Origin of the sequence: Streptomyces sp. Inha503, assembly GCF_047215865.1 — a bacterium.
GTDB classification, from domain to species: Bacteria; Actinomycetota; Actinomycetes; order Streptomycetales; family Streptomycetaceae; genus Streptomyces; species Streptomyces lycopersici.
Genome location: NZ_CP178360.1, coordinates 3788527 through 3806357, shown reverse-complemented (window position 1 = coordinate 3806357; position 17831 = coordinate 3788527). Strand labels below are relative to the sequence as shown.

The following is a 17831-nucleotide window of genomic DNA, read 5'->3' as shown; positions in this document are numbered from 1 at the left end:
CGGTTCACTCCCTCACGCCCGGTCCGCTACGCGTTCGCCGAGCAGACCCTGTGGCCTGACCAGCAGGACGACGATGAGCAGGGTGAAGGCCCATACGTCCTTCCAGGCACCGCCGCCGAGCTGGTCCATCCCGGGTATGTCCTGGATGTACTTGATGGCCAGGGCCTCGACGACACCCAGGACGACGCCGCCGAGCATGGCGCCGTAGATGTTGCCGATGCCGCCGAGCACGGCGGCGGTGAACGCCTTGAGACCGGCGATGAAGCCCATCTCGAAGTTGATCTGGCCGTACTTGAGCCCGTGGGAGAGGGCGGCGACGGCGGCGAACGCACCGCCGATGGCGAAGGCCATCACGATGATGCGGTCGGTGTTGATGCCCATGAGCTTGGCGGTGTCGGGGTCCTGCGCGGTGGCCTGCATGGCGCGGCCGGCCCGGCTCTTGGAGACGAAAAGACCCAGGGCGAGCATGCACAGCGGGGCGGCGATGAGGAGGAAGGCGTCGCCGCGCTGGATGTGCAGATTGTCGAGGATCTCGAACGACGATCCCTCGAACTGCGGGAAGCTGCGGGGCTTCTTGGCGTCGGGGTAGAAGGCCCAGACGGCCTGTTGCAGTGCGATGGACAGACCGATCGCGGTGATCAGGGGGGCGAGCCGGGGGCCGCCGCGCAGGGGCCGGTAGGCGAAGCGTTCCGCCGCGGTGGCGATGGCGACCGAGGCGACGATGCCGCCGATCAGCATCAGGGGCAGGGCGAGGGAGAGCGCGGTGCCGCTGGGCAGCCAGATGTAGATGGTGAGGGCCCCGAAGCCCCCGATCATGAAGATCTCGCCATGGGCGAAGTTGATGAGCTGGACGATGCCGTAGACCATGGTGTACCCGATGGCGATCAAGCCGTAGAGGGCGCCAAGGGTCAGGCCGTTGACCAGCGTTTGCGGCAGTTCGTGCACCGCAGGGCCTCCGATGAGCGTGTCGGATATGACGCCGCGCGAGGGCGATGGGTACGCCCTCGCGCGGATTCGTTTCGTGGGTGTGCGATCGCTGCCGGGGGTCAGTCCTTGAAGGTCTCGCTCTTCACGGACTTCCAGGCGCCCTTGGTGACCTTGTAGACGGTCAGCTGCTTGTTCGTGGTGTCGCCGTACTGGTCGAAGGAGACCTTGCCGGTGACGCCGTCGAAGGAGACCTTGCCGAGCGCCTCGGTGATCTTGGCGCGGGCGTCGTCCGGGAGCTTGCCGTCGTTGTCCTCGACCACGGCCTTGACGGCCTGGATGATGGCCCAGCCGGCGTCGTAGGAGTAGCCGCCGTAGGCCGCGTACGGGTCCTTGTAGTGCTGGTCCGCGTAGTTCTTCACGAACGTCTTGGCGGAGTCGAGCTGCTCGACCGGGTAGCCGACGGAGGTGGCGAGGTCACCGTCGTTGTTGGTGCCCGACGCCTTGATGAAGGCGGGGTCGTAGATGCCGTCGCCGCCCATGATCGGGACCTGCGCGCCGGCCTGCTTGACCTGGTCGGACAGCAGACCGCCCTCGGGGTACTGGCCGCCGAAGTAGACCGAGTCGGCGCCGGAGGACTTCACCTTGTTGGCGATGCCGGAGAAGTCGGTCTCCTTGACGGTCAGGTGGTCCCGGCCGACGACCTTGCCGCCGAGGCGCTTGAACTCCTCGGCGAAGATGGTGGCGAGGCCGTTGCCGTACGCCTGCTTGTCGTCGATGACGAAGACCTTCCGCTTCTTCGCGTCCTTGAAGTAGTACTGCGCGGCGAAGCGGCCCTGGATGATGTCGGTGGTCGCGGTGCGGAAGTAGGTCTTGAAGGGGCGCGACTTCTTGCCCGAGGCCCAGTCGTCGCCCTGGCTCAGCGCCGGGTTGGTGTTGGCGGGGGAGACCTGGGCGAGGTCGCCTCTGTCGAAGACGCCCTGCATGGACTGGGCGACGCCCGAGTTGAGCGGCCCCACCGCGCCGAGGATGTCCTCGTCGTCGACCATCGAGGTCGCGTTCGCCTTGCCGGAGGAGGGCACGGCCTGGTCGTCGAAGGACTTGACCTTGAAGGTGACCCCGTCCACCTCGTTGTTCTTGTTGGCTACCTTCGCCGCGAGGTCGACGGAGTTCTTGATGCCCTGGCCGAGGGCGGACAGCGAGCCGGTGAGCGGGGCGTCGACACCGATGACCACGGTCGTCTTGCTGTCCTTGCCGCCACTGTCGTCTTTGTCGTCCCGCGACCCGCAGGCGCTGAGAGTGAGTGCGCCCGCCGTGATGGCGGTCGTCATGATGAGCAAGGAACGGTGTCGCACGAGGAATCCTTTCGCTGGCCCGGCACCCCGGGTTCGGGGGGTGCCGTGTCCTCGCCGGATGAACCTGGAAGGGCCGGGTGGGTGCGGCGTACATCCCACGGGGCCGTGACTGGCTGTGACTCTAAGCGCGGGGCGCGACCGGGGGCAGAGGGCTAGACGATGATGTGACTGTCTTGTTATGACGCGCGTCACCCCGGGATGTCCGTGTAGCGGAACGGAAGGGACGAATGGGGCGGATTTGGGCCAATCATTAGGTCCGGATCCTGAGAAGGTGCAGTTCCGCTAAGGAGTGCGGTGAGCTTGTGAACGAAGCGCGGAAGCGGGTGCGCGGATGAGCGCGGAAAGATCGTTTTCGGGGTCGCCGAGCGTGTCGAAAACGCGATCTTATATTGCGTCAGTGTTACGCAGTGTTACGGCTGGCGGTGCGGGTCGGGAGCCTGTCCGGGGCGGTGGGCGGGGTTCCGGAATGGTGTCGGACCGGTGCCGCGCGGATGTGTCGCGTCGGTGCGGCTCAGGTCGGCGGGCGCCAGTTCTCGGAGCTGTGGGTGGCGCCGTCCGCGGCCGCGCAGCGGCGCTCGGCCAGTCGCTTGATCAGTGCTTTGGCCGCCGGGGTGCCATGCCGCTTCCGCTCGGTGCGCGCGGCCCGGACGATGTCGTCGTAGATCTCGTACTGCTCGTTGGAGAGCCCCTTCTGCTCCCAGTCGAGCCCGGCCCAATGGCTGCCCGCGAGATCCTGCTCGGCCCAGTAGGAGGTGAGGTCGGCGCAGAGCCGTACGGGGGAGGCGGCCCGCGGCGTGGGGCTGTGAGGGGCGGGTGCGGACGCCGGGGCGTTACGGGAGTCACCGGAGTTGTGGGAGTCGTCCGAAGGGCCGGAACCGGAGCCGCCGCATCCGGCCAGCGTCACGGCGAGTACGAGAACGCATCCACGGACGGCGGCGGGCCGGGGGCCCGCCCGGGTCGTTGCCCCCATGGAGGGTCACGGTAGACCCGGCCTCCCAGGGGGACAACGGCGATGGCGCCGGGCGTCACAGCTCGGCGCGGTCCTTCGCCTCAGTGATGTCGGCGACCGTCCTGGCCCGGCCGGCGTCGTCCACCTCGCGCAGCAGGCAGGTGAGGCGGGCGGTGCACACCCGCCGGTCCTGCTCATCGCTGATGACGATCTCGTAGGTGGCGGTGGAGCGGCCCCGGTGGACGGGGGTGGCGACGCCGGTGACCAGGCCCGAGCGGGCGCCCCGGTGGTGGGTGCAGTTGAGGTCCACGCCGACCGCGATCCGCCCGCTGCCGCCGTGGAGCATCGAGCCGACCGAGCCCAGGGTCTCGGCCAGCACGGCGGAGGCGCCGCCGTGCAGCAGCCCGTACGGCTGGGTGTTGCCCTCCACCGGCATGGTGCCCACGACCCGCTCAGCCGAGGCCTCGAGGATCCGCACGCCCATGCGGGTGCCGAGGTGCCCGGCGGAGAACAGCGCGGGAAGATCCACGCCGAGCGCCGCGTACTCCTCGAGTACCTCTTGCGGGAACTTCACGCTGGTCTGCTCGCCCATCGGGACAGGCTCCGTTCGGTTGCTGTGGTGGCCACCTTTGCTTGTGGTGGCCACCTTCTTACCAGGCAACTGAGCAAACGCTTAGGCCGGGGTTGTCTGTTCCAGGCGGACGACCACGGACTTGCTCGCCGGGGTGTTGCTGGTGTCGGCGGTGGCGTCCAGCGGGACCAGGACGTTGGTCTCCGGGTAGTACGAGGCGGCGCAGCCGCGCGCGGTCGGGTAGTGGATCACGCGGAAGCCGGTGGCGCGCCGCTCGGTGCCGTCCTTCCACTCGCCGACCAGGTCGACGTAGGAGCCGTCGGCCACCCCGAGCTCCTGGGCGTCCTCGGGGTGCACCAGCACCACCCGGCGGCCGTTCTTGATGCCGCGGTAGCGGTCGTCCAGGCCGTAGATGGTGGTGTTGTACTGGTCGTGGGAGCGCAGGGTCTGTAGCAGCAGCCGGCCCTCGGGCGCCTCGGGGTACTCGACGGGGGCCGCGGTGAAGTTGGCCTTGCCGGTGGCGGTGGGGAAGCTGCGGCTGTCGCGCGGGGCGTGCGGCAGGGCGAAACCGGAGGGGTCGCTCACCCGCTCGTTGAAGTCCTCGAAGCCGGGGATGACCGCGGCGATGCGGTCGCGGACGTGCGCGTAGTCCTTCTCGAACTCCTCCCAGGGGGTGCGGCTCTCGGGGCCCAGCACCCGGCGGGCCAGCCGGCAGACGATGGCGGGCTCGGAGAGCAGATGGGAGCTCGCGGGCTCCAGGCGCCCGCGGGAGGCGTGCACCATGCCCATGGAGTCCTCGACGGTGACGAACTGCGGGCCGCCGCCCTGGACGTCGCGCTCGGTGCGGCCGAGGGTGGGCAGGATCAGCGCCCGCGCGCCGGTCACCACATGGGAGCGGTTGAGCTTGGTGGAGACATGGACGGTCAGCCGCGCGGTGCGCATCGCGGACTCGGTGACCTCGGTGTCGGGGGAGGCCGCCACGAAGTTGCCGCCCATGGCGAAGAAGACCTTGGCCTGGCCGTCGCGCAGGGCGCGGATGGCCCGGACGACGTCGAAGCCGTGCTCGCGGGGCGGGGCGAAGCCGAACTCGCGCTCCAGGGCGTCCAGGAAGGCCGGGGCGGGCCGCTCGAAGATCCCCATGGTGCGGTCGCCCTGCACATTGCTGTGGCCGCGCACCGGGCAGACCCCGGCGCCGGGGCGGCCGACGTTCCCGCGCAGCAGCAGGAAGTTGACCACCTCACGGATGGTGGGCACCGAGTGCTTGTGCTGGGTCAGGCCCATCGCCCAGCACACGATGGTCCGCTTCGAGTCGAGGACCATGCGCAGCGCGCGGTCGATGTCGGCGCGGTCGAGACCGGTGGCGCGCAGCGTCTCGTCCCAGTCGGCGGCGCGGGCCTCGGCGGCGAACTCCTCGAAGCCGTGGGTGTGCTCGCGGATGAACTCCTCGTCGATGGCTCCCTCCCCCGCGCCGGAGGCGCTGTCGGACGCTTCCAGGATGAGCTTGTTGAGGAGGCGGAAGAGGGCCTGGTCGCCGCCGATCCGGATCTGGAGGAAGAGATCGGTGAGCGCGGTGCCGCCCCCCGCGATACCGCGGGCGTTCTGCGGGTTCTTGAACCGCTCGAGACCGGCCTCGGGCAGCGGGTTGATGGAGATGATCTTCGCGCCGTTGGCCTTGGCCTTCTCCAGGGCGGAGAGCATGCGCGGGTGGTTGGTGCCCGGGTTCTGCCCGGCCACGACGATCAGGTCGGCCTTGTAGAGGTCCTCCAGCAGCACGCTGCCCTTACCGACGCCGAGGGTCTCGGTGAGCGCCGAGCCGGAGGACTCATGGCACATGTTGGAGCAGTCTGGCAGGTTGTTGGTGCCGAACTCGCGGGCGAAGAGCTGGTAGAGGAAGGCCGCCTCGTTGCTGGTGCGGCCCGAGGTGTAGAAGACCGCCTCGTCGGGGGAGTCGAGCGCGGTCAGCTCGTCGGCGATGATGTCGAACGCGCGGTCCCAGCTCACCGGCTCGTACCGCTCGGCGCCCTCGGGCAGATACATGGGCTGGGTCAGCCGGCCCTGCTGACCGAGCCAGTAGCCGCTGCGGGTGGCGAGGTCGGCCACCGGGTGGGCGGCGAAGAAGTCGGGCGTCACCCGGCGGAGGGTGGCCTCCTCGGCGACGGCCTTCGCGCCGTTCTCACAGAACTCGGCCGCATGGCGCTTGTCCGGCTCGGGCCAGGCGCAGCCGGGGCAGTCGAAGCCGTCCTTCTGGTTGACGCGCAGCAGCGTGAGCGCGGTGCGGCGCACGCCCATCTGCTGGTGGGCGATGCGCAGCGAATGCCCCACGGCCGGCAACCCGGCGGCGGCATGTTGTGGGGGTGTGACCTCGGGCGCGTCCTGGATCGGATCGCCTGCGGGCGGCTTCGCTGCCATGTCGCTCCCCTTGGCTCGGGCGTTGCGGGACCTGTGTGTGGACCTACTGGGTCCGATCCTGTCACGGGCCACCGACAGCCGGGGCGGCGGCCCGGTCCGGCTTCGGCGGCCCGGCCCGGTCTGGCCCGGTGGTACGGCCGTTCCGGCCGCGCGGACCGGTCCGGTCGTGCGCCCGGTCCGGTCCGGTGGCCGGAGCGGGAGGCATTGTCGGTGGGGCGTGGCAGGATCGGGGGCGTGGCAGAGAAAGCATCGAAGAAGACCGCAGCGCCCGCGCCCGACCGCACGGGGGATGACCGTCCCCGCCTGCTCCTGCTGGACGGGCACTCCCTGGCATACCGGGCGTTCTTCGCGCTGCCGGCGGAGAACTTCAACACGACCACCGGCCAGACCACCAACGCGATCTACGGCTTCACCTCGATGCTGGCGAACACGCTCCGTGATGAGCGGCCCACGCACCTCGCCGTGGCGTTCGACGTCTCGCGCAAGACCTGGCGCTCCGAGCAGTTCACCGAGTACAAGGCGAACCGCTCCAAGTCCCCCGATGAGTTCAAGGGCCAGGTCGAGCTGATCGGCGAGCTGCTCGACGCCATGAAGATCACGCGCTTCGCGGTGGAGGGCTTCGAGGCCGACGATGTGATCGCCACCCTCGCCACCCAGGCCGAGGAGCAGGGCTTCGACGTCCTGATCGTCACCGGCGACCGGGACTCCTTCCAGCTGGTCACCGACCATGTCACGGTGCTCTACCCCACCAAGGGCGTCTCCGAGCTGACCCGGTTCACCCCCGAGAAGGTGCAGGAGAAGTACGGCCTCACCCCGAGCCAGTACCCCGACTTCGCGGCCCTGCGCGGCGACCCCTCGGACAACCTCCCCGGTATCCCGGGCGTCGGCGAGAAGACCGCGGCGAAGTGGATCAATCAGTTCGGCTCCTTCAAGGAGCTGGTGGAGCGGGTCGAGGAGGTCAAGGGGAAGGTCGGCGAGAAGCTCCGCGACCACCTGGAGTCCGTGAAGCTCAACCGCCAGCTGACCGAGCTGGTGCGGGACGTGGAGCTCACCGCCGGCCCCGAGGAGCTCGCGCGCGCCCCGTACGACCGGGAGGCGCTCGGCGTGATCCTGGACGCGCTGGAGTTCCGCCACCAGAACTTCCGCGACCGGATCATGGCCGTCGACCCGGGCGCGGCGGCGGACGAGCCCGTGGCCGCCGAGCCGGGTGTCGCGGTCGACGGAGCGGCGCTGGGCGCGGGTGAGCTCGCCCCCTGGCTGGAGAGCCACCGCGACGCCCCGCTGGGCCTGGCCACCGTCGACACCTGGGCGCTGGGCAGCGGCAGCGTCAGCGAGGTCGCGCTGGCCACCGGCTCCGGCCCCGCCGCCTTCTTCGACCCCTCGCAGCTGGACGAGGCCGACGAGCGGGCGTTCGCCGAGTGGATCGCGGACCCGGACCGGCCCAAGGTGCTGCACAACGCCAAGGGGATCATGCGGGTCTTCGCCGAGCACGGCTGGTCCGTAGCGGGCGTCTCCATGGACACCGCCCTCGCCGCCTATCTGGTCAAGCCAGGCCGCCGCTCCTTCGAGCTGGACGCCCTGTCGGTGGAGTACCTGGGCCGTGAGCTGTCCCCTGCGGTGGCCGCGGACAGCGGACAGCTGGCCTTCGGCGCCGATGAGGAGGCCGAGCGGGACGCCCTGATGATCAAGGCGCGGACCATCCTGGACCTGGGCGAGGCCTTCGGCGGCCGGCTGAAGGACGTGGGCGCGGCCGGGCTGCTGCACGACATGGAGCTGCCCGTCTCCGAGCTGCTGGCCCGGATGGAGCGGTCGGGCATCGCCGCCGACCGCGGCTGGCTCGAGCGCATGGAGCAGCAGTTCGCGGCCGCCGTGCAGCACGCCGTGAAGGAGGCCCACGCCGCGGTGGGCCATGAGTTCAACCTCGGCTCGCCCAAGCAGCTCCAGGAGGTGCTCTTCGGCGAGCTGGGCCTGCCCAAGACCAAGAAGACCAAGACCGGGTACACCACGGACGCCGACGCGCTGGCCTGGCTGGCCGCGCAGACCGACCACGAGCTCCCGGTGATCATGCTGCGCCACCGTGAGCAGGCGCGGCTGCGCTCCACCGTCGAGGGTCTGATCAAGACCATCGCCCCCGGCGGCCGCATCCACACCAGCTTCAACCAGACCGTGGCGGCCACCGGCCGGCTCTCCTCCACCGACCCCAACCTCCAGAACATCCCGGTGCGCACGGACGAGGGCCGGGCGATCCGGCGCGGCTTCGTCGTCGGCGACGGCTTCGAGTCGCTGATGACCGCCGACTACAGCCAGATCGAGCTGCGTGTGATGGCCCATCTCTCCGAGGACGAGGGCCTGATCGAGGCGTTCACCTCCGGTGAGGACCTGCACACCACGGTCGCCTCCCAGGTCTTCTCCGTCGACAAGTCGGCGGTCGACCCGGAGATGCGCCGCAAGATCAAGGCCATGTCCTACGGGCTGGCGTACGGCCTCTCGGCGTTCGGACTCTCCCAGCAGCTGGGCATCACCCCCGACGAGGCCCGCAAGCTGATGGAGAACTTCTTCGAGCGGTTCGGCGGGGTGCGCGACTATCTCCAGCGGGTCGTCGAGGAGGCGCGCGCCACCGGCTATACGGAGACCATGCTCGGCCGCCGCCGCTATCTGCCGGACCTCACCAGCGACAACCGCCAGCGCCGCGAGATGGCCGAGCGGATGGCGCTCAACGCCCCGATCCAGGGCACCGCCGCCGACATCGTGAAGATCGCGATGCTCAAGGTGGACGCGGCGTTGACGAAGGAGAAACTCTCGTCGCGGATGCTGTTGCAGGTCCACGACGAAATCGTGCTGGAGATCGCCCCCGGTGAGCGGGAGCGGGTCGAGGAGCTGGTGCGCCGGGAGATGACGGGCGCCTTCCAACTGAGCGCTCCGCTGGACGTATCGGTAGGATCCGGTGCCGACTGGGAGTCCGCGGCTCACTGAGAGTTCGCCCGATGGGGTGTTTGCACCGGTAGCTGCGGGCCATAAGTTGTCGTAGTGTCACCAGAGTTGACGCGCCGGGGGAGCGCATCGTGTTCGACGGGAGGGGCACACGGATGGCACCGCTAATCGGCCGACGACTGCGCAAGGGGGCGGCCACGACAGCGGTGGCGGCGGCCGCGATGGCCGCCCTCACCGCGTCCCAGGCGCCGGGATTCGCCAATTCCGACCATGGCGACCGGGACCGGGAGCAGCGGGCGGGGGAGGCACCGGCGCCGGACGACACGCCCATCGACGGTGGTTCCTCGTACCACACCGATCTGCCACCTCTGGTCACCCCCGACAAGCCGGGCTCCTCGATCGATCTGCCCGGGCTCCCCGGGGGCAGCAGCACCAAGCCCGAGGCGGGCATACCAGCGAGCGTCCTGGCCGCCTACAAGAAGGCGGAAGCGACCCTGAGGGAGTCCAACCCCGGCTGCAATCTGCCCTGGGAGCTGCTCGCCGCGATCGGCAAGGTCGAGTCCGGCCAGGCCGGCGGCGGCAATGTGGACGCGGACGGCACCACCGTCTCGCCCATCCTCGGCCCGGTCCTCAACGGCGACGGCTTCGCCCTGATCAAGGACACCGACGGCGGTGCCTACGACGGCGACAGTACGCATGACCGGGCGGTCGGCCCCATGCAGTTCATCCCGTCCACCTGGGCCAGCTGGGGCCGGGACGGCAACGGTGACGGCGAGAAGGACCCCAACAACGTCTATGACGCCGCCCTCGCCGCGGGCGGCTACCTCTGCGCGGACGGCCGCGATCTGTCCGTCAAGGCAGACCTGGACCGCGCGATCCTCGGTTACAACCACTCGCGGGAATACCTGAACACCGTCCTGTCGTGGTTCGAGTACTACAAGCGCGGCACCCATGAGGTCCCCGACGGCACCGGTGGGATCCCCTCGGGGAAGGACTCCGGCTCGGGCGACAAGGGCAAGGACTCGGGCAGGAATCCGGGTAAGGGCGGTGGCAAGGACCCAGGGAAGGGCGAGGAGAACGACGCCCACACCCTGCCCAAGCCCAACGACGAGCCCGACACCACCACCCCGACCCCGCCGGCCGACGGGAACGAGGGCACCCCCGGCACCGGGACCCCGACCCCGAAGCCTCCCACCACTCCGCCGTCCACCCCGAGCGGCACCAGCAAGCTCACCACCGTCGGCGCGAAGGAGCTGTCCACCATCGCGGGCACCGGGTTCGACCGGTCGCCGCGCGTCAAGGCCGTGGACACCGCGGGCAAGCCGGTGGCCGCCGCCCGGGTGCGGTACGAGATCCTCGGCGACACCGACACGCGCTTCCTCGGCCTGGTCAACTCCGCCACCGTGCTGACCGCCGCCGATGGCACCGCCGCCGCGCCGAAGCTGCTCGCGGGCGAGAAGACCGGCACCTTCACCGTGCGCGCCACCGCCGTGGGGCGCGAGGCCGCCCCGGTCGAGTTCACCGCCACCGTCAAGGCCCGGCCCGTGCCGCAGGCCGACGCGCTGGCCCGGATCGGCGACAAGAAGCTCACGGCCCAGGCCGGTGCCTCCTTCGCCGACGCGCTCACCGTCAAGGCCACCGACAAGGGCAAGCTCATGGCGGACGTCCCGGTGACCGCCACCATGATCACCTCGGCGAAGGACCCCAAGCCCAACGACAAGGGGCCCTACTTCCTGGACGACAAGGGCAAGCCGGTGCGCACCCTGGCCGCCCTGAAGACCAACGTCCTCGGCCAGCTCACGCTGCCGAAGATCCTCACCGATGACCAGGCGGGCACCTTCCTGCTCCGCCTCACCGCCGAGGGCGGCGCCGTCCTGGACATCGAGCTGACGGTCACCCAGGCCCCCGCCGCGTAGCCAAGCGCCCCTCATACGGTTCACCGCACCGCCCCTGAGCCCCCACCGGGCCCAGGGGCGGTGTGACGCGTTCACGCTTTCGTGTTCTCATCTGCGCCCCCCGTTGCTACGGTGCCCCATCCCTGACGAAGCGTCAGGCAGCGCCTCGTACCGACCACGAGGAGGCCCCGTATGCGTGCCCTCGCCGCCGCCGCGATCGGACTCGCCGCCGCCCTCGCCATCGTTCTCACGGTGACGGCCATCGGCGCCCCCAGCGGTGAGACCTCCCCGGAACCCCTGCTCACCACCGTCCCCAAGCACCCCTGAGGGAGGGACATCCGCCATGCGCCGCAGAGCAAGCCTGGTGCTGCTGGCCTTCGCCGTCTTCTTCGCGGTCCTCGCGCCGCTGCTGCGCTGGTACGCCTATCCCCGGCTGGCCAAGATCCCGCCCAGCGAGTACCAGACGGCGGTGATGGAGGCCAGCCCGGCCACGCTGCTCGACTACGGCACGATGCGGCCCCGCACCGTCCCCAAGGTCAGCATCGTGCAGACCCTGCGTGGCAATGTGCCCGCCGCGAAGAAGGTCGGCAAGGCGACCGGGCGCGATGTCGTCGTCTGGGACACCCTGTCGTATGTGGCCGGGCCCGACGGCAAGATGGTCTCCAAGATCCCCGAGCGCTATGTCTTCGACGCCCACTCCCAGGATCCGGTGCACGCGGGCGGCGAACATGTCGACGGGGACGCGGTGCGCCGCGACGGCATCGAGTACAAGTGGCCGTTCCTCACCGAGAAGCGCGACTACGACTACTTCGACGCCCAGACCCGGACCTCCGCCCCCATCCACTACAAGGGCACCCGGAACTTCCGCGGCCTGGAGGTCTACTACTTCGAGCAGACCATCCCCTGGACCAAGGTGCCGCTGCCCAAGACCATGCCGGTCAACGGCGTCACCCCCGAGACCGTCCGCAAGGCCGGCACCTCGCGCTGGTACAGCACCAAGCGGATGTTCTGGGTCGAGCCCACCACGGGCGCCCCGGTCAACGGGCAGGAGATCCATAAGGAGGAGCTGCGCGGCGGCACGCTGCTGGGCGACCGCGACCGGGTGACCGTCTTCTCCGGCCATGTGAAGATGCGCGAGGACTACATCCGGCACACGGTGGACATGGTCAAGTCCCAGCGCCAGCTGGTCCTGCTGCTCACGGCCTATCTGCCATGGGGCTTCCTGATCCTGGGGCTGGCACTGCTCGCGCTCGCGCTGCTGCTGGAGGCGCGCGGCCGCGCCACGCGCCCGCCGTCCGCCCCGGCGGCGCCGGCCGCGTTGTCAGTGGCGGGCCATAGCGTATGACCATGCCAGTGAACAGCTGCGTCCCCGGTCCCGAACTCATCGGCCACATCGCCGACTTGGCAAGCCTGGAATGGACCCCGGGCGCGACGGCGGCCGCCGCGAAGCGCTTCGGCTGGGTGCCCGACGGCTCCCGTACGTCTTCGTACGCAACCAACACCGGACACTATGTCCTCCCGGAGTGGTTCGGCGGTCCGGACGACGCGGACACCGAATGCATGATCCCGTTCTGTTACTACTACGAACCGGACGACTTCGACGCGGAGTTGCAGGCCGACGGGCTCAGCGGCAATGTCGACTGGCTCGCCGGGTACCACTCCGGCGACCCCGGCTGGGTCTTCGACCGCGACGCCGACCGCTCCGGCTTCGACGGCAGGTGGCGCGCCGCCGTGGACGCCTTCGGCGAGCGCCTGGGCGAGCCGGAGGCCGTGGTGCGGGACGAGAAGGGCGACCACCCGTGGAACTACGCGGCATGGCGCTGCGGCGGCAATGCGGTGGTGGTCGGCCAGTGCGTCGACAACGGCTCGTACATGACCTTCGAGCAGGCGCTCATATGGGTCGGGCCGCACCCCGTGGACGAGCCGTTCCCGACGGGGGAGCAGTTCGCCCTGAGGCTGGAGTGCTGAGCGGGCACGAACGCTGAGCGGGCACGAACGCTGAGCGGGCGCGAGTGCTGAGCGGGGGCGAACGCCGAGCCGGGGGAGGAGAGCGCCGAGCGGCACGGCCGTCGCGTCAACTTCCGTCCTCGCGATTCGCCCGTGGTGGCCAAGCCGGTAGTGATCAGGGTGAGGGCGTGGCTAGCATGCCGCCCATGCCTGGCATCACGATTGAGTTCACCGAGCAGGAGCTGGCCGAGCTGCGTGCCGAGGCGAGGGAGAAGGGCGTCGCGATCAAGCGGCTGGCGCACGACATACTGACCGAGGACGTGGTGCGGAGGCGTCAGAAGCAGCGCTTCGTCGAGGGCGCCGTGAAGTTCGCCCTGGCCTACAAGGCCGAGTTCGAGCGGGAGTTCCCGCACGGCATGCGGTGATCCTGTATGTCGACGCCGGTTGGGTGCTGAACGTCCAGGTCGAGGTCTCCCCGGTGAACACCCCGGTCCGGGACTGGGGTGCGCTGCACTGCATGACCGAGCGCCACCGCTACGAGCGGTTCGCGGGCGAGCCCTACTACGAGGAGGCCGCCGCCCGCGCCGCGACCTTTCTGCACACCTCACTGATCCTCGAGCCGTTCTCCGACTACAACGCCACGATCGGCGCGGCCTGCGCGCAGATGTACATGGAGGAGTCCGGAGAGCCGATCGCGCCCCCGCCGGGCGCCATGGTCAAACTGGTCCGCGACATACGGGAGATCAGCGGCTTCCGCCTCGGCGAAACCGCCCGCCGCCTACGCGCCTGGGCCGACTGACACCGGACTGACCCGCCGCGCGGCTCCCCGGGCTCCGGTTTCCTTCTGCGTCCCCCACGACTCACCGCGTGGGCCCGCTTGGCCGCGCGCCCCAGCGCCCCACGCGTCCTGCGGCGTCCCGTCGTCCCGCCGCGCCGCGTGGCCCACCGCGCCTCGCTGCCCACTGAGCGATGGCGGTCGTGCGGTCTCTCGGCCGCATCGCTCAGCGGCGGGTGTTGGTGCGGCGGGTTGGTTCGGCCGTGGTCGGGTCCTCGGGCCAGGGGTGCTTGGGGTACCGGCCGCGCAGTTCGGCGCGGACCGAGCGATAGCCGTCCTTCCAGAAGGACGCCAGATCGGCGGTGACCGCGGCCGGGCGTCCCGCCGGGGACAGCAGGTGGATCAGCAACGGCACCCGGCCGCCCGCGATCCGGGGCGCCTCCTGCCAGCCGAACAGCTCCTGAAGCTTGACCGCCAGCACGGGCCGGTCCGCGCCGTAGTCCACCCGCACCCGCGAGCCGCTCGGCACCTCGATCCGCTCCGGCGCCAGCTCCTCGAACCGCGCGGCCTCGCCCGTGGCCCACGGCATCAGCCGGGCCAGCGCCTGCCCGGCGTCCACCCGACCCAGATCGGCGCGCCCGCGGGCCCGCGCCAGCTCCGTCCCGAGCCAGTCGTCCGCGCGCTCCAGGAGTGCCTCGTCGGAGACGTCCGGCCAGGCCCCGCCCAGTTCCCGGTGGAGGAACGCCATCCGCTGCCGGACCGCCGTGGCCTGCGCCGACCAGCGCAGCAGCCCCGTGCCCTCGCGGCGCAGCCCCTCCAGCAGCGCCCGACGCACCAGTTCCGGATCGGGGTCGGCCAGCGGCCGGGACACCAGCTCGATCGCGCCGAGCCGGGCCACCCGGCGCGCCAGGACGTCCCCGTCGGCCCAGCGCACCTCCTCACCCTCCGAGGCCAGCGCCGCGGCCGCCGCCCGGGCGGTGTCCTCGTCGGTCACCGCCGCGAGCCGCACCCGCGCCGACGCGGAGGCCACCGGCCGGTCCGCCACGGCCACCGCGAGCCACGGCGCCCCGCCCAGCCGCGAACCGTCGCCCAGCTCCGCGCCCGTCCCGGCGGCCATGAGGTACGCCCGCTCGCCGCGCCGCCGGGCCACCCGCTCCGGGAACGCCAGCGCGGCGATCAGCCCCGCCACGGCATCGTCGCCGTGCGGACTGCCACTGCCGTGTGCCGGGCCGCCACCGCTGTGCGCCGGACCATCACCGCCGCGCGGATCGCCGCCGTGCCCCAGATGGTCTCCGCCGCGGGCCGGGCCGCCGTCGCCCAGCGCCGGACCGTCTTCGTCCCGCCCCGGGCCATCTACGCCCCGGGCCCTGCCCGGTCGTGCGCTTGCCTCGGCGGTCAGGGCGTGTTCGAGCCGCCGGGCCTCCTGGCGCCAGCGGGCGGCGTAGGGGTCGCCGCCGTGGCGGGCGGTGCGCCAGGCGGCCGCGAGGTCGTCGCCGTACTCCCTCGGGGGCTCCTCGCTCAGCAGGGCCACCACCTCGGCCGCCCGACGCGCCCCGACCTCCTTCGCGCCGTCGATGAGCGCCCGCGCCAGGCGGGGGTGGAGGCCGAGGCGGGCCATCCGGGTGCCGCGTTCGGTGGCCCGTCCTACGGCGTCCACGGCGCCGATCGCGGTCAGCGTCTCGCATGCGGCCGCCATCGCCCCGGTGGGCGGCGGATCGAGCAGGGCCAGCCCAGAGGCGTCCGGATCGCCCCAGCACGCCGCCTGGAGGGCGAAGGCCGTAAGGTCCGCACCGGCGATCTCCGGGGACGGGAAACGCGGCAGCCGGGCGTCCTCCGCCTCCGGCCAGCAGCGGTAGACCACCCCGGGCGCCTCGCGCCCCGCACGGCCCGCGCGCTGCCGGGCGGCGGCCCGTGACGCCCTTACGGTCGTCAGCGCGCTCAGCCCGCGTGCGTGGTCCATCCGGGGCTCACGTGCCAGCCCGCAGTCCACGACGATCCGTACGCCCGGCACGGTCAGGCTCGACTCGGCGACCGAGGTGGCCAGCACCACCCGCCGCCGCCCGCCGTCCGCGCCCGCGAGCACCGCCTCCTGGACGGCGGCGGGCGCCCGCCCGTGCACCTGGAGGACCTCCGCGTCGGCGAGCCCGCCCAGCTTCCCGGCCACCCGGGCGATCTCCCCGACACCCGGCAGGAAGCACAGCACATCGCCCTCCCGCTCGCGCAGCGCCCGCCGCACCACGGCCGAGACATGGTCCAGCAGGGTGGGGTCCACCCGCATCCCGTGCGGCGGCCTTACGGGGCGCTCGGGCGGCGCCCACACCACCTCCACCGGATGGGAGATCCCCGGCGCCGAGACGACCGGCGCGGGCTCCCCAGAGCCCTCTCCGCCGCCCGCCCCGCCATCCCCGGCGTCCCCGCCATCCCCCACATGCCCGCCGTCGCCGCCTTCCCCGCCGTCGCCGAGCAGCCGCGCCCAGCCCTCCGCGTCCGTGGTCGCCGACGCGGCGACCAGCCGCAGATCGGGGCGCAGGGCGGCCCGGACGTCCAGCAGGAAGGCGGCGGCCGTGTCCGCGTCCAGGTGGCGCTCATGGCATTCGTCGAGCACGACCACATCTACGCCGGCCAGCTCCTGATCGCGTTGCAGCCGCTGCAACAGCACCCCGGTGGTGACCACCTCGACCACGGTCCCGGGCCCGGCCCGCCGCTCCCCGCGCACGGTGAAGCCGACCCTGCCGCCCGGCCGTTCGCCCAGCAGCCACGCCATCCGCCGCGCGGCGGCCCGCGCCGCGATCCGCCGCGGCTCGGCCACCAGCACCCGCCGCACCCCCGGCCCGCCGCCCACCAGCCCGGCGAGCACCAGTGGCACCAGCGTCGTCTTACCGGTCCCCGGGGGCGCGCACAGCACGGCGACCCCGCGGTCGTCGAGCGCGCGCAGCAGCTCGGGCACGGCTTCGCGTACGGGAAGGCGGTCCAGGGCCTCGGCGCGCGCGTCCGCGGGGGCGGGGTTGGTCAACGCTCGCCCCGGTCCCGCTCGCATACGAAGATCGCCGTGCCGGGGATGAGGTTCCCCCGAAGCGGGGACCAGCCGCCCCACTCCTGGTGGTTCCACGCGGGCCACTCCGGTTCGACCAGGTCGACCAGCCGGAAACCCCCGGCCACCACGTCCCGCACCCGGTCACCCAGTGTCCGGTGGTGCTCCACATAGACGGCCCGGCCAGACTCGTCCTGCTCCACATAGGGCGTGCGGTCGAAGTAGGAGGCGGCGATGGACAGCCCCTCGGGCCCCGGTTCGTCGGGGAACGCCCAGCGGATCGGATGCGTCACCGAGAAGACCCACCGCCCGCCCGGCCGCAGCACCCGGCGCACCTCGCGCATCACCCGCACCGGCTCGGCCACGAACGGCACCGCCCCGTACGCCGAGCAGGCCAGGTCGAACGAGCCGTCCCGGAAGGGCAGGGCGGTGGCGTCGGCCTGCACCAGCGCGACCCCGGCCCGGTCGCCGGACCGGAACGCCCCGGAGCCCCCGGAAACCCCCGAGGGCTCGGAGCTCCCGGAGGCCGCCCCCGAGGCCGCCGCCTCCGCGTCGATCCGCCGTGCGTGCCGCAACTGCCGGAGCGAGAGGTCCAGCGCCACCGGCCGCGCCCCCCGCGCGGCCAGCCAGCGGGCGCACTGCGCGGCGCCCGCGCCCACCTCCAGCACATCGCGCCCCTTGAGCGCCTCCACCGGGCCCAGCAGCCCGGCCTCCGCCTCGTCCAGCCCCTCCGGGCCCCATATGAACCGGTCGTCGCCCAGGAAGGCGCCGTGCTCCTCCTGGTACTCATCCGCGTTGCGGTCCCACCACCCCCGGTTGGCCCGGCTGCTCTCCGCCGTGTCGGCGGTCCGGCGGGTGGCCGTCGGCTCGGCGGCCACCCCAGGGGTGCTGGGCTCGTGTTCTTGGACCATCGCGCGCGTCGTCGTACTCTCTGTATCGACCTGTGGCTGCGGGGCACGGTGGAACCGCGTCGCAGTACGGACCATGCAATTTGCCGGGTTTGGGGCGTTATTCCCCGCGTGTGCTCTTCGTGCATTGACCATG

General features: G+C 71.6%; 14 protein-coding genes. 7 read left to right on the top strand and 7 right to left on the bottom strand.

Annotated elements, in window-relative coordinates; translation table 11 throughout:
- Positions 1-12: 12 nt before the first annotated feature.
- The 5 genes from ACJX2R_RS15645 to ACJX2R_RS15625 form a co-directional block, all read right to left on the bottom strand.
- Positions 13-945 carry a branched-chain amino acid ABC transporter permease gene (locus ACJX2R_RS15645; RefSeq protein ID WP_164434188.1) on the bottom strand — a complete coding sequence of 311 codons (933 nt, stop codon included), beginning with the start codon at positions 943-945 and terminating at the stop codon, positions 13-15.
- A 101-nt stretch (positions 946-1046) separates the two neighbouring features.
- Entirely contained in the window at positions 1047-2279 is a 1233-nt protein-coding gene (locus ACJX2R_RS15640; protein ID WP_413100603.1) for a branched-chain amino acid ABC transporter substrate-binding protein, read from the bottom strand.
- A 511-nt stretch (positions 2280-2790) separates the two neighbouring features.
- The gene (locus ACJX2R_RS15635; RefSeq protein WP_413100602.1) at positions 2791-3249 is read right to left on the bottom strand and encodes a hypothetical protein; all 459 of its coding nucleotides are present in this window, start codon (positions 3247-3249) and stop codon (positions 2791-2793) included.
- A 55-nt stretch (positions 3250-3304) separates the two neighbouring features.
- Positions 3305-3820: a hotdog fold thioesterase gene (locus tag ACJX2R_RS15630; protein WP_413100601.1), complete on the bottom strand. Its 516-nt coding sequence runs from the start codon at positions 3818-3820 to the stop codon at positions 3305-3307.
- Positions 3821-3901: 81 nt separating this feature from the next.
- Complete coding sequence (locus ACJX2R_RS15625; RefSeq protein ID WP_413100600.1) at positions 3902-6208, bottom strand: FdhF/YdeP family oxidoreductase; 2307 nt, start codon at positions 6206-6208, stop codon at positions 3902-3904.
- 234 nt (positions 6209-6442) lie between these two features.
- Here ACJX2R_RS15625 and polA point away from each other — a divergent pair, with 234 nt between their 5' ends.
- From polA to ACJX2R_RS15590, 7 genes are all read left to right on the top strand, one after another.
- Positions 6443-9181 carry a DNA polymerase I gene (polA, locus tag ACJX2R_RS15620; RefSeq protein WP_413100599.1) on the top strand — a complete coding sequence of 913 codons (2739 nt, stop codon included), beginning with the start codon at positions 6443-6445 and terminating at the stop codon, positions 9179-9181.
- Positions 9182-9294: 113 nt separating this feature from the next.
- Positions 9295-11055, top strand: coding sequence for a lytic transglycosylase domain-containing protein (locus ACJX2R_RS15615; RefSeq protein WP_413100598.1), 1761 nt, complete (start codon positions 9295-9297; stop codon positions 11053-11055).
- Between the two features lie 171 nt (positions 11056-11226).
- A complete protein-coding gene (locus ACJX2R_RS15610; protein ID WP_198269355.1) occupies positions 11227-11361 on the top strand; it encodes an SPW_0924 family protein in 135 nt (44 codons plus the stop codon).
- 16 nt (positions 11362-11377) lie between these two features.
- On the top strand, positions 11378-12379 hold the full coding sequence (locus ACJX2R_RS15605) for a DUF3068 domain-containing protein (RefSeq protein ID WP_413100597.1): 1002 nt from the start codon (positions 11378-11380) through the stop codon (positions 12377-12379).
- A 2-nt stretch (positions 12380-12381) separates the two neighbouring features.
- Positions 12382-13002, top strand: coding sequence for a hypothetical protein (locus tag ACJX2R_RS15600; protein WP_413100596.1), 621 nt, complete (start codon positions 12382-12384; stop codon positions 13000-13002).
- 185 nt (positions 13003-13187) lie between these two features.
- The gene (locus tag ACJX2R_RS15595) at positions 13188-13406 is read left to right on the top strand and encodes a hypothetical protein (RefSeq protein ID WP_020872172.1); all 219 of its coding nucleotides are present in this window, start codon (positions 13188-13190) and stop codon (positions 13404-13406) included.
- Positions 13403-13780 carry a hypothetical protein gene (locus tag ACJX2R_RS15590; protein WP_020872173.1) on the top strand — a complete coding sequence of 126 codons (378 nt, stop codon included), beginning with the start codon at positions 13403-13405 and terminating at the stop codon, positions 13778-13780. The genes ACJX2R_RS15595 and ACJX2R_RS15590 overlap by 4 nt, the downstream gene beginning before the upstream one ends.
- 202 nt (positions 13781-13982) lie before the next feature.
- Here the strand turns inward: ACJX2R_RS15590 and ACJX2R_RS15585 are convergent, their stop codons facing one another.
- Together ACJX2R_RS15585 and ACJX2R_RS15580 are read right to left on the bottom strand one after the other, a co-directional pair.
- Entirely contained in the window at positions 13983-16793 is a 2811-nt protein-coding gene (locus tag ACJX2R_RS15585) for an ATP-dependent RNA helicase (RefSeq protein ID WP_413100595.1), read from the bottom strand.
- Positions 16766-17698: a class I SAM-dependent methyltransferase gene (locus tag ACJX2R_RS15580; protein WP_413100594.1), complete on the bottom strand. Its 933-nt coding sequence runs from the start codon at positions 17696-17698 to the stop codon at positions 16766-16768. The genes ACJX2R_RS15585 and ACJX2R_RS15580 overlap by 28 nt, the downstream gene beginning before the upstream one ends.
- Positions 17699-17831 lie beyond the last annotated feature (133 nt).

Coding starts and splice junctions, on each gene's coding strand:
- ACJX2R_RS15635 (WP_413100602.1), bottom strand. CDS start 3,249: ATGGGGGCAACGACCCGGGCGGGCCCCCGGCCCGCCGCCGTCCGTGGA.
- ACJX2R_RS15630 (WP_413100601.1), bottom strand. CDS start 3,820: ATGGGCGAGCAGACCAGCGTGAAGTTCCCGCAAGAGGTACTCGAGGAG.
- ACJX2R_RS15625 (WP_413100600.1), bottom strand. CDS start 6,208: ATGGCAGCGAAGCCGCCCGCAGGCGATCCGATCCAGGACGCGCCCGAG.
- ACJX2R_RS15615 (WP_413100598.1), top strand. CDS start 9,295: ATGGCACCGCTAATCGGCCGACGACTGCGCAAGGGGGCGGCCACGACA.
- ACJX2R_RS15610 (WP_198269355.1), top strand. CDS start 11,227: ATGCGTGCCCTCGCCGCCGCCGCGATCGGACTCGCCGCCGCCCTCGCC.
- ACJX2R_RS15605 (WP_413100597.1), top strand. CDS start 11,378: ATGCGCCGCAGAGCAAGCCTGGTGCTGCTGGCCTTCGCCGTCTTCTTC.
- ACJX2R_RS15600 (WP_413100596.1), top strand. CDS start 12,382: ATGCCAGTGAACAGCTGCGTCCCCGGTCCCGAACTCATCGGCCACATC.
- ACJX2R_RS15595 (WP_020872172.1), top strand. CDS start 13,188: ATGCCTGGCATCACGATTGAGTTCACCGAGCAGGAGCTGGCCGAGCTG.
- ACJX2R_RS15585 (WP_413100595.1), bottom strand. CDS start 16,793: ATGCGAGCGGGACCGGGGCGAGCGTTGACCAACCCCGCCCCCGCGGAC.
- ACJX2R_RS15580 (WP_413100594.1), bottom strand. CDS start 17,698: ATGGTCCAAGAACACGAGCCCAGCACCCCTGGGGTGGCCGCCGAGCCG.